This is a genomic window from Tumebacillus avium, from assembly GCF_002162355.1.
In the GTDB taxonomy this organism is placed as follows: Bacteria; Bacillota; Bacilli; order Tumebacillales; family Tumebacillaceae; genus Tumebacillus_A; species Tumebacillus_A avium.
This window is the reverse complement of the sequence record NZ_CP021434.1, coordinates 1,459,281-1,472,269: the sequence shown is the minus strand read 5'-3', so window position 1 is coordinate 1,472,269 and position 12,989 is coordinate 1,459,281. Positions and strand designations below refer to the sequence as shown.

4 protein-coding genes are annotated in these 12,989 nt (G+C 61.7%); all 4 read left to right on the top strand.

What is annotated here, in order from left to right; all coding sequences use genetic code 11:
• From CBW65_RS06765 to CBW65_RS06750, 4 genes are read left to right on the top strand one after another with little or no spacing between them, the layout of a single operon-like run.
• Nucleotides 1-7,059 carry a non-ribosomal peptide synthetase gene (locus tag CBW65_RS06765; RefSeq protein ID WP_087456215.1) on the top strand — a complete coding sequence of 2,353 codons (7,059 nt, stop codon included), beginning with the start codon at nt 1-3 and terminating at the stop codon, nt 7,057-7,059.
• A 19-nt stretch (nt 7,060-7,078) separates the two neighbouring features.
• On the top strand, nt 7,079-10,258 hold the full coding sequence (locus CBW65_RS06760) for a non-ribosomal peptide synthetase (RefSeq protein WP_198299771.1): 3,180 nt from the start codon (nt 7,079-7,081) through the stop codon (nt 10,256-10,258).
• Nucleotides 10,255-12,003 (top strand): non-ribosomal peptide synthetase, encoded by a 1,749-nt coding sequence (locus CBW65_RS06755; RefSeq protein WP_087456213.1) that lies wholly within the window; start codon nt 10,255-10,257, stop codon nt 12,001-12,003. Before CBW65_RS06760 ends, CBW65_RS06755 begins: the two co-directional genes overlap by 4 nt.
• A gap of 12 nt (nt 12,004-12,015) precedes the next feature.
• On the top strand, nt 12,016-12,987 hold the full coding sequence (locus tag CBW65_RS06750) for a hypothetical protein (protein WP_087456212.1): 972 nt from the start codon (nt 12,016-12,018) through the stop codon (nt 12,985-12,987).
• The last annotated feature ends 2 nt before the right edge of the window (nt 12,988-12,989 follow it).

The window sequence follows — 12,989 nt, the reverse complement described above, 5'->3', positions numbered from 1 at the left end:
ATGCTCATCTATGACAAAGCGATTGTGGAAGAAAAAACGTATTGGCTGAGCCGACTCTCCGGAGAGCTTGGCTCGTCGGCCCTGCCGGCAGATGCTCCGCGCCAGGGAGCGGACAGGGGGCAGCAAAAGACGCTGACCCTGCCGCTGCATGCGGCGCTCTGGGACAAGCTGCAAAAGATCTGCAAACAGTCCGATCAGCTCCTGCACACGCTGCTGACGGCCGGTGCCATGCTGCTGGTGCATCGCTATGCCGGACAGGAAACGCCGGTTGTCGGCACCTTGTCGCTGCGAGAAGGCGGGCAGCCGGCCAACCTGCTGCCCGTCCGCCAAAGTGTGGAGGAAGCGCAGACGTTTCGCGGGTTTCTCGGCCAGTTGCGCACCGCACTGATCGAAGCGTACAAGCACAGCCGGTATCCGCACCAGCGTCTGGCGCTCGATCTCGGCTTGGAGATGCGGGAGAAAGCTTCGCCGCTGTTCGACCTCGTGGTGGTGCTGGACAGCATCCATGACGTCTCGGCGCTTGTCGGCGCACAGCACGGCATGGTATTCCGCTTCACGCGCACCGAGGACGCACTGCTGTTTGCCCTCGATTACAACGCTGCGCAGTATTCGCAAAAGACGGCCGAGCAGGCAGCCCGGCATTTTCTGCACCTGCTGGAGCAGGCGACGGGTGAGCCGGACGGGCTGGTCGGCGATCTGGCGCTGCTGGACGATGTGGAAAAAGAGCAACTGCTCTACAGCTTCAACCGCACCGCCGCCGAGTATCCCCGCGAGAAGCTGCTGCACGAATGGTTTGCTGAGCAAGCGGCCAAAACGCCGGAGGAGACGGCGGTCGTCTGCGGTGCAGTGACGTGGACGTACCGCGAGCTGGCTGAACGGGCGGCGCAGTTTGCCCGCTTTTTGCAGAGCCGTGTGGAACTGGCGCGGGATGTGCGCATCGGACTCTTGATGGAGCGCACGCCGCAGCTGTTTGCGGCGATGATCGGCATTTTGCAGGCCGGGGCGGCTTATGTGCCGCTCGACCCGAGCCTGCCCCGCGAACGGATCAAAGCGGTGCTTGCCGATGCCGGCATCGAATGGATGGCGTCGAGCACCGGACAGCTGGAGACGCTCGTCGCCCTGCAGGAAGAGGGAGCCTTGCAGCACTACGTGTGCCTCGATGCGGAGGAGTGGAAGCAGGAAATCCCGCAAACAGAGTCCACCGCAGCCTATGCGCAAGACTCCAGCCAACTGGCGTATGTGATCTATACGTCCGGCTCGACCGGCGTTCCCAAAGGCGTGATGATCGAACACCGCACCGTCGCCAACTTCATTCAGGCGATGCATGACCGCATCGAGTTTACGCCGGGCAAGTCGGTCGTGGCGCTGACCAGCATTTCATTTGACATCTTCGTGCTGGAATCGTGGGTGCCGCTCTTGAACGGCCTGCGCATCGTGCTCGCCGATGAAGAGCAGCAGCGCGACCCGAAGCTGCTCAGCGAGCTGATCTCGGAGCAGAACGTCGACATCCTGCAGACCACGCCGTCGCGGATGCAGCAGCTGTTGGCTGAAGAGAGCACGCGGGCCAGCCTGTCCGGGCTGAGCGAGCTGATCATCGGCGGGGAAGCGTTCCCCGATCTGCTGCAGAGCGACTTGCGCAGGCTGGTGCAAGCCAAGATCTACAACGCCTACGGGCCGACGGAGACGACCGTCTGGTCCACATTGCAAGACCTCACCGGGCAGGAGACGGTGGACATCGGCACCCCGATCCACAACACTTCGGTGCTGATCCTCGATGCAAAAGGGCGCCTGCAGCCGATCGGCGTGGCGGGCGAGCTGTGCATCGCAGGCGACGGATTGGCGCGCGGCTATCTGAACCGCCCCGACCTGACGGCTGCGGCGTTTGTCGAGCATCCGTTTCAGCCGGGCACGCGCCTGTACAAGACGGGCGACTTGGCGCGCTGGCTGCAGGACGGCCGGATCGAGCATCTCGGCCGGATCGACCTGCAGGTGAAGATTCGCGGCTACCGCATCGAGCTGACCGAGATCGAATCGCGCCTGCTCCAACAACCGGAAATTCTCGAAGCGGCCGTGATGCCGGTCGAGGAGAGCGGCGGACAAAAGGCGCTCGCCGCCTACTATGTGCCGGCCGACGGGGAAGAGTTGCCGGTCGCGATGCTGCGCGAGCGTCTGGCCTCCCATCTGCCCGACTATATGATCCCGGCCTATTTCCTGCCGCTCGCCGTGATGCCGCTTACGACCAGCGGCAAGATCAACCGCAAAGCGCTGCCCGCCCCGTCCGGCCCGGCCGGCAAGTCGAGCCGTTCCTACACCGCGCCGCGCAACGAGCGTGAACAGGAGTTGGCGGCGATCTGGGAAGCGGTGCTTGGCCTGACGCCGATCGGCATCGACGATCACTTCTTTGAACTCGGCGGGCACTCGCTGAAGATCACGATGCTCGCTTCGAAGATTCACCAGCGCTTCCATGTGGAAGTGCCGATGAAAACGTTCTTCGAGCATCCGACGATCCGCGGGCTGGCCGCGTACATGGACAGCGCACAGGAAAGCGTCTATACCGGGATCGTAAAAGTGGAGGAGCAGCCGTACTACCCGGTCTCCTCGCCGCAAAAGCGCATGCTGATCTTGCAGCAACTGGAAGCGGAGCAGACGATCTACAACATGCCGCGCGTGATGCGGGTGGCAGGCGAGCTCGATCTGGAGCGCTTCCGAGGGGTGCTCGCCCAGCTGACCGAGCGCCATGAGACGCTGCGCACCGGCTTCGAGTGGGTCAATGGCGAGCCGGTGCAGCGCGTGCATCAAACGGTCGAGCTCCACATCGAGCACGACACCGACCCGGCCGGGACGGATGCGGAGATCATTCGCCGTTTCGTTCGTCCGTTCGATCTGGAAAAACCGCCGCTTTTGCGACTCGGATTTGCGAAGCGGCCGGATGACAGCTATCTGCTCTTGTTCGACATGCACCACATCATCTCCGACGGGATGTCGATCGACATTTTGGTGCAGGAGTTTACCCGCCTCTATGCGGGCGAGAAACTGCCGCCGCTGCCGGTGCAATACAAAGACTTTTCGGCTTGGCAAAACGAAGCGATGCGCTCCGGGACCGGGCAAAGGCAGGAAGAGTTTTGGCTGGAACGTTTCAGCGGTGAGATTCCGGTACTGAACCTGCCGACCGACAATCCGCGCCCGACGGTGCAAAATTTTGCAGGACACGCCTTTACGTTTGCAGTCGGCCGCGAGCTGACCGAGCTGATCAAAAAGCAGGTCGCCGAATCGGGCACGACCCTGTATATGTTCCTGCTGGCCGCCTATCAGCTGCTGCTCGCCAAATACAGCGGGCAAGAGGACATCGTGGTCGCCTCGCCGATCGCCGGACGATCGCATGCGGATGTGCAAGGCATCATCGGGATGTTCGTCAACACGCTGGCGATGCGCAATCAGCCGGTTCCGCAGCTGAGTTGGCGCGACTATCTGGCCGAAGTGCGCGACCGCGCCCTGCAAGCTTACGAGCACCAGGACTATCCGCTGGAAGAGCTGATCGACAAGCTGCAGATCAAGCGCGACCTGAGCCGCAACCCGCTGTTCGATACGATGTTTGTTCTGCACAACCTCGACATCAAAGAGCTGGCGGTGGAGAGCTTAAAGATCGAGCCCTATCCGTTCGAAGGCGAAACGACAAAATTCGAACTGACCGTGCTGGCGATGGAAGCGGAAGGCGGTCTGCAGGTCGAGTTTGAGTACAGCACCAAGCTGTTTGCCGAAAGTACGATGCGCCGAATGTCCGGCCACTTCCTGCATCTGCTGCAGACGATCGTCGAGCATCCTGACCGGCGCCTCGGCGAACTCACCATGCTGCCCGAAGCGGAGCAGCAGCAGATCCTGCACGATTTCAACCAGTCCGGGCTCGCCGTGGAAGCGGGCGGGAGTATTCACTCGCAGTTTGAACGCAATGCTGCGGCCGACCCGGATAAAACGGCGCTGGTCTTTGGTGACCTGAGCTTGAGCTACGGCGAACTGAACACCCGCGCCAATCAGGCGGCAAGAGCGCTGCGCCAAAAAGGCGTTGGTCAAGGCTCGCGGGTTGGGCTGATCATGGAACGTTCTCCCGAGATGATCATCGGCATGCTCGCCGCACTGAAAGCGGGCGGCGCATACGTGCCGATCGATCCGGAGTATCCGCTCGACCGCATCGAGTATCTACTGCAAGACTGCCAGCCGGATGCGGTGCTCACCCAGTCGCATCTGGCCGACAGATTGCAAGCGGTGCTGAGCGGCGAACTTTTGCTGCTCGATGACGCCGATCTGTACAACGGTGCAGGCGAGAACCTGCCCCCGCTTTGCACGGAGGAAGATCTGGCCTACCTGATCTACACCTCCGGCTCGACCGGCCTGCCCAAAGGCGTGATGATCGAGCACCGCACCGTCAACAACCTGATCGCAGCCTATCAGGCGGCGTACGGGCTGTCGGCAGAACACACGATCCTCGCGCAAAGCAGCATCTCCTTTGACGCTTCGGTCATTGAGACGGTGTTGGCGCTCGCCATCGGGATGCGCATCGTCGTGACGAATGAAGCGGAGCACCGCGATCCGGCGCTCCTGCTCGACCTGATCGGGCGGCAGGGGATCGACGTCCTGCATGCCACGCCGTCGCGGATGCAAATGCTGACCGCCGACACGGTGCATCGCGGCGTGCTCAGCCGCCTGCAGATCGTCTTGCTTGGCGGGGAAGCTTTGCCGCAGCATCTGGTGCATGAACTGCGCGGCCTGACCGCTGCCCGCCTGTTTAACGCCTACGGGCCAACCGAAGCGACCGTCTGCAGCACGATGAAAGAAGTGACGCATGACGATGCGGTGACGATCGGGCGTCCGATCGGCAACTACCGCGCCTACATCGTGGACGGGCAGGACAACCTGCAGCCGGTCGGCGTTGTCGGCGAGTTGTGCATCGCAGGTCCTGTGCTCGCCCGCGGCTATTGGAACCGTCCGGAGCTGACCGTGGAAAAATTTGTCCGGGATCCTTTCGCCTCATCGGGCCGCATGTACCGCACGGGCGACTTGGCGAAATGGCTGCCCAACGGCGAAATTCAATATATTGGCCGCATCGACCACCAGGTGAAGATCCGCGGCTACCGGATCGAAATGGGCGAGATCGAGACGCAACTGTTGCAGATCGATGGCGTCACCCAGGCGGCGGTGATCGACCTGACGGACGACCAGGGCGCGAACTACCTGTGCGCCTATGTCGTTGGCAACCGGGAATTTACCGTCTCCGAACTGCGCGAAGCATTAGCAGCCAAACTGGCCGCGTACCAGATCCCGGCGCATTTTGTCCAACTGGCCGAACTGCCGCTGACGCCAAACGGCAAAGTGCACCGCAGCGAGCTGCCAATGCCGGATGGCAGCATGAGCCTTGGCGTCGAGTATCTGCCGCCGACCGACGAGCTGGAAGCGATCCTCGCCCTGATCTGGCAAGAAGTGCTGGGCGCAGAACAGGTCGGGATCAAAGACAACTTCTTTGAACTCGGCGGCGATTCGATCAAAGCGATCCAAGTCTCCGCCCGCCTGCATGAACACCGCTTGAAGCTGAACATGCCGGACTTGTTCCAATACCCGACGATCGAAACGCTGCGCCCGCGCCTGCAGATGCAGGACCGCGCGATCGATCAAGGCCCGGTCGCAGGCATCGTGCCGCTGACCCCGGCCCAGCACTGGTTCTTCAGCCAAAAGCTGACGAATGCGCACCACTGGAACCAAGCGGTGATGCTCCACCGCCCGGACGGTTTCGACGCAGACATCGTCCAAATGGTGTTTGCCAAGATGCTCGAACACCATGATGCGCTGCGTTTGGTCTTTACAACGCAAGGCGATGGCGTTGTGCAGATCAACCAAGGGCTGGACCAGGCGGCCGTGGAGCTGGAAGCGTTCGAACTGGCAGACGCCGACCGCCTGCAGAGCAGTTTCGACCTGCAGCGAGGCCCGCTGCTCAAGCTGGGCTTGGCGCGGACCGATGAAGGCGACCACCTGCTGATCATCTTGCATCACCTGATCGTCGACGGCGTGTCATGGCGCATTTTGCTCGAAGATTTTGTCACAGGGTACACGCAGGCGCTGGCGGGGGAAACGATCTCCTTCCCGCTGAAGACCGACTCGTTCCTGTCCTGGGCGGAACACTTGCAGTCCTACGCCGGCAGCAAAGAGCTGCAAAAGGAAAAAGCGTACTGGGCGCAGATCGAATCCACTTCGGCGGCCGGACTGCCCAAAGACCGCCACGCGGCGACCAACCGCATGCAGGACAGCGCCATCGCAACGGCCGGCTTGACTCCTGAGGAGACCGAACTCCTGCTCAAGCAGGCGAACAGAGCGTACAACACAGAGATCAACGATCTCCTGCTCACCGCCTTGGGACTGGCTGTGCAGGACTGGGCCGGACTGAACTCCGTGCCGGTCAGCCTCGAAGGGCATGGCCGCGAAGACCTCGACTCCAACCTGGACATCTCGCGCACCGTCGGCTGGTTCACGTCGATCTTCCCGGTGCTGTTGCAGCTTGAGCCGGGCAAAGACCTTGGCTATCTCCTCAAGTCGGTCAAAGAAAACATGCGCCGCATCCCGAACAAAGGGGCCGGCTACGGCGTGCTGAAATACCTCGCCGCGAGTGGAGCGCAACAGCCGGAGCAGACAGCAGCCCACGCCTTTGCGCCGGAGATCTCCTTCAACTATCTCGGGCAGTTCGACCAGACGTTGCAGACCGATGTGTTTGCCGTCTCGGAAGCGGCGACAGGCGATGTGATCTCGCCCGCCTCGGAGCGCCATACCGCGCTGAACATCAACGGCATGACGGCCGGCGGCGTGTTCCAGCTCAGCGTCAACTACAACGCGCTGGAATATGACCCAGCTACGATCGACAAGCTGCTGGGGCTGTACCTGCAGCATCTGCGTGCGATCCTCGAACACTGCACGCAAAAAGAAGATACCGAACTGACGCCGACCGACCTCGGCGACGATGAGTTGTCATTGGAAGAGTTTGCAGACCTGTCCGACTTTATCAGCGGACTCAGCTTATAGGAGGGGGAGGGAACAAACCGTGGAGACCAAACCGCAGATTCAGCAGATCTATCCGATGACGCCGATGCAGGAAGGGATGATGGCGTACTCATTGCTCTACCCGAAATCGGGCGTCTATTTCGAACAGTTGACCTTGTCGCTGGAAGGGGAGCTGCACCGGGCCGCGTTTGCGGAGAGCTTCCGTCAACTGGTGGCGCGTTACGACATTTTGCGGACGATCTTTGTCCATCAGAACATGGAGCGCCCCCGCCAAGTCGTGCTCAAAGAGCGCTCCGTTGACATCGACTGGCAGGACATCTCCGGCCTCGCGCCGGAACAGCAGACGGCGTTTATCGCCAGTTTCAAAGAGCAGGACAAAAAGCGGGGCTTCGACATCTCGCGAGACGTGCTGATGCGCGTCTCCGTCCTGCAAACGGCAGCGGACGCCTGCACGGTGGTCTGGAGCTTCCATCACATCCTGATGGACGGCTGGTGCAACGGGATTGTCATGGGCGAGTTTTTCCAGATCTACCGTTCGCTCACACAAGGCACGCAGCTCCAGCTCGGCGAGGTGAAGCCGTACAGCGACTACATCAAATGGCTGAAAAAACAGGATCGGGAAGCGGCCGAAGCCCATTGGCTGAACGAGCTGGCCGGATATGACCAGGCGGCGGTGCTGCCGCTGCGCAAGACGCCGGCCGCACCGGGCGCATCCCGGCAGGAAAAGGTGGTCTTCACGCTGGACGAAACAGTGAAGTCCGGCCTGCAAAACTTGGCGAACAAGCAACAGGCGACACTGAACAGCGTGTTCCAAGCGATCTGGGGCATCATGCTGCAGCGCTGCAACCACACCGATGATGTGGTGTTTGGCTCGGTCGTCTCCGGGCGTCCGGCGGAGATCCCAGGCATCGAGACGATGGTGGGCCTGTTTATCAATCTGGTTCCCGTGCGCGTGCAAAGCACAGGCGACACCTCGTTCTCCGAACTGGTGCGCCGCGTACAGGAGCGTGCGCTGGCCGGGGAAAAGCACGATTTCTACCCGTTCCCCGACCTGCAGCTGAAAACGCCGCTCAAAGATGAGCTGGTCGATCACATCCTCGTCTTTGAAAACTTCCCGGTCGACCAAAAGCTGGCCCGCGAGCTCGGCGAGGACAACGTTGGATTTACGGTGCGCGAGGCGGAGATGTTTGAGCAGACCAACTTCAACCTCGACGTGATCGTCATGACCGGCGACACGCTGACCGTGCAGTTGAAATACAACGCGCTCGTCTACGACCGCGCCGTGATCGAGCGGGTCGAAGGGCACCTGCGCACGATCATCGGGCAGGTGCTCTCCAACCCGCAGCTCCTCATCAGCGAGATCAGCTTGCTGACGGCGGAGGAGCAGACACAGATCGCGGCGTGGAACCTCACGGCAGCTCCCTATCCGCAGGACACGACGCTCGCCGGGCTGTTTGCCCGGCAAGCGGCCAAGACGCCGGACAAGGCCGCCGCGATTTTTGACGACCGCACGCTCAGCTACCGTGAGCTGCAGGAGCGATCGAACGCAGCCGCCCGCCAGTTGCGGGAAGGAGGCGTTGGGCCGGGCAGCATCGTCGCGCTGCTGGCTGAGCGTTCGCCGGAGCTGATCATCGGCATTTTGGCGATTCTCAAGGCGGGCGGGGCTTATCTGCCGCTCGACCCGCATCACCCGCTGGAGCGCACCCGCTATATTTTGACGGACAGCGGCGCCGGAGTGCTGCTGGTGCAAGGGGCGGAGAGCCTCCTTGGCGACGCCGATTTTGCCGGCACCGTCATCGGCCTGAACGACCTGCTTAGCGGCGGCGATGTTGCGGATCTGGAACTGATGAGCGGGCCGACCGATCTCGCCTATGTGATCTACACGTCGGGCTCGACCGGTCAGCCCAAAGGCGCCTTGATCGAGCAGCACAGCGTGATCAACCGTCTGGCCTGGATGCAAAAGCAATTCCCGCTGACCGATCAGGATGTGATCTTGCAAAAGACGCCGTTTACGTTTGACGTATCGGTCTGGGAACTGTTCTGGTGGATGCTGGCCGGAGCGAGCGTTTGCTTCCTGCAGCCGGGCGGGGAAAAAGAGCCGGAGCAGGTGATCGACGCGGTCGGCCGCCACGGCGTGACGGTGATGCATTTTGTGCCGTCGATGCTCAGCGTGTTTCTCGACGTGCTGGAAGCGGGCGGGCGCAGGGGCGAACTGGGCACGCTGCGCTATGTGTTTGCCAGCGGAGAGGCGCTGGGCGTCAAACAGGCGGTCCGCTTCAAGCGGCAGTTGCAGGCGCACCACGGCACCCGCCTGATCAATCTCTACGGGCCGACCGAAGCGACGGTCGACGTGAGCTGGTATGACTGCTCGCAGCCGGGCGAGCCGGACTTGATTCCGATCGGCAAGCCGATCGACAACCATCAGCTCTATGTCATGGATGCTTATGGCCATCCCCAGCCGGTCGGCGTCAGCGGCGAACTGTACATCGCCGGGACCGGGCTGGCACGCGGGTATCTCAACCGTCCGGAGCTGACCGCCGAAAAATTTGTTGCACATGAGCTGGCACCGGCCGGTCGCATGTACCGCACCGGCGACTTGGCGCGCTGGCTGCCCGACGGGAACATCGAGTACCTCGGGCGGATCGATCATCAGGTGAAGATCCGCGGGTTCCGCATTGAGCTTGGCGAGATCGAAGCGCAGCTGCTGGAAGCGGAAGGCGTCAAAGCGGCGGTCGTCATCGCCCATACGCACAGCAACGGCAGCCAGATGCTCATCGCCTATGTCACGGCCAGCCATACGCTCGAAACCCAGAAGCTGCGCGACCATTTGGCCCGCACGCTGCCCGACTATATGATTCCGGCGCAGTTTATCCAGTTGGACAGCATCCCGCTCAATGCCAATGGCAAGGCGGACCGCAAGGCGCTCCCGGCTGCAGACCTGCAGGTTGGCACCGGCACCGCTTATGAAGCGCCGGGCACGGAGCTTGAGACCGCGCTTGCCGAGATCTGGCAGAAACTGCTCGGCGTCGAGCGGGTGGGCGTTCACGACAACTTTTTCGAACTGGGCGGGCAGTCATTGCTCGCGGTGAAGATGGAAGTGGAAATCGAGAATCTCGACCTGCCGATCGAAGATGCGGCGATCTACACGCACCGTACAATCCGCGAGTTGGCCGCCCACATCGAGCGTCTGCAGGCTGAGGAAGGAGTGACGAAGAGATGACGGAGTTTCGCCATTGCACCGTGCAGGAGCTGTTTGAAGAGCAGGCAGCTCTCCAGCCGGAGCGCATCGCGCTGATGCACCGCGACGAGCAGCTGACGTACGGCGCGTTAAACGAGCGTGCCAACCGGATCGCCCATGCCCTGCGGGCACAAGGCGTGCTCCCGGGCAGTCTCGTCGCGCTGTACATGCAGCGCTCGACCGACCTGATCGCCGGGCTGCTCGGCATTGTGAAAGCGGGCGCCGCTTATCTGCCGCTCGATCCGGAGTATCCGGCGGCGCGCAGCGAAGAGATTCTCGCCGACAGCGGCGCGGCCGTGCTGCTCTCCCATCGCGGGCTTGGGCAGCAGCTCGCCTTCCAAGGCCGTGTCGCCGATCTGCACGACCCCGCCGTTTGCGCGGCGGAAATCCACAACCCAGAGCTGCGCAACACGCCGGACGATCTGATCTATGTCATCTACACCTCCGGCTCCACCGGCCGCCCGAAAGGCGTGATGATCGAACACCGCGCCATCGCCCATCTGAAGACGGCGATTGAGTCGTTTCTCGCGTTCTCTGCGGAGGAGACGATCCTCGCGATGGCGAGCATCTCGTTTGACATGTCGGTGCTGGAGACGATCGGGGCGCTGATCAGCGGGCTGGGCATCGTCATCGCCGATGAACAGCAGCAAAAAGACCCGCGCGTGCTGCAAAAGCTGATCGGGCAGCATGAGGTCACCATCCTGCAGACGACGCCGTCGCGCATGCAGCAACTGGTCTGGGCGAATGGGACGCTGCCCTGCTCGATCCGGCAGATTCTGATCGGCGGCGAAGCGTTCCCGCCGGGTCTGCTGCCAGAACTGCGCGCCGCTTCCCAAGCCGCCATTTTCAACATGTACGGGCCGACCGAAGCGACCGTCTGGGCGACCGGCACCCTGATGCAGGACGGGGAGCCGATCCACATCGGGCAGCCGCTTTTGAACGTGACCGCCGCCGTTGTGGACGAACAGCTCCAGCCCGTCACGCCGGGGGAAGCGGGCGAACTGTGCCTCGCCGGTCCGGGGCTTGGGAGAGGCTACTTGAACCGGGCCGATCTGACCGCTGAAAAATTTGTCCGGGGCGTGTTTGCGAGCGGCACGCGCCTGTACAAGACGGGCGACCTCGTCAAACAGCTGCCCGACGGGCGGCTCATCTATCTCGGCCGCGTCGATCATCAGGTGAAGATTCGCGGCTACCGCATCGAGCTTGGCGAGGTGGAAACGGCGCTGCTCCAACACGCTGACGTGCAGGAAGCGGTCGTCACCGCCCGCACCGACATGGCGGCCGAACACATGCATCTGATCGGCTATGTGGTGGCTGCGACGATGCCCGATGCGGCGGCGCTGCGGGCGCATCTCAAGCAGCTTGTGCCCGACTATATGATTCCGACCCAGTATGTGCAGCTCGAACAGCTGCCCTTGAACCGCAACGGCAAAATCGACCGCGCCGCGCTGCCGCTTCCGCAGGCGGAAACACAGGACAGCCTGTACGACGCTCCGGAGACCGAATTGGAAGCCACTTTGGCCGGGCTCTGGCAAGAGCTGCTTGGCAAAAGCCGGGTCGGCGTGAACGAGAACTTTTTTGAGATCGGCGGCAACTCGCTGCTCTCCGTCAAATTCGAAGTGATGCTCGAAGATCTGGACTTGCCTTCGGAAGACCTGCTCCTCTTCAACTACAACACGATCCGCAAACTGGCGGACTATCTGGAAGCGCAACTATCACTTTCCTAAGGGGGTCTTGGCATGCCGTTAACCTATTCCTTGGACAAACCGGTGCTGCTGCATTACAACAACTACAATTTTGACTTTCTGAACTGCGAACGCGCCTTGGTCTGCTCCTATCTCGTCGCGCACGGCTTTCCGTTTCAATGGTTCCTCTCCGACAGCTGGGGCTTCTTCTACCGCTCGCACACCGATTTTTCGATCAACAAGGCCGGGGAAGCGCCGGCGTGGATGAACTCGCTGCAGCGCGTCTACGGCATCGAGATCACGATGCTGCGAGAAGAAGACCTGCGCGCGACAGCTGAGACGGCGATCAACGAAGACGAGGCCCTGTTCATCTTCGTCGACGGCTGGCATGTGCCGTGGTACTATGCGTTTCAAAGCAAACACGAGATGCACGCCCTCGCTGTCGTCGATGTGGACAAGGAAAACGACTGCCTGCGCATGACCGACTTCTGGCCGACCGTGTTTACCGACTGGATGGATGCCGGCGTGATCGACACGGCGTATCAGGCCGGGGACAAGCTGATGGTGCGATTGACCCGACCCGATTTCCACTATTCCGATGAGCTGTTCCGCACGCAGATGATCAACTGCCATGCCTTGATGGTCGGCGGCGAATCGGACGGCGAGTGGGCCGGGCTCAGCGGCTTGCAGAAGTTCCGGGGCGACCTCGTGGCGATGGGCGACACTGCGAAAGAGCACATCGCCGACTGGTGGGAGTTCCTCAAACCGATCAACGATGTGCGCAGCGGCTTTTACGAGTTTCTCTACTACCTCGAACAGCACGAGCCCAAGCTGTATCAGCAGCAGATCGACCCGGAGCTGCTGACCGCCGTCAACGAGACGGTCATCGCCTGGTACGCGCTGCGCAACGGCATGCTGAAAGCGAAGATGACCGACACCTACAGCCAAAAGCGTATCCTCGCCGCGCTCGACAAAGTGATCCTGCTGGAAGAAAAGTGCGCCGAACTGCTGGCGAAGACGCTTTAGAA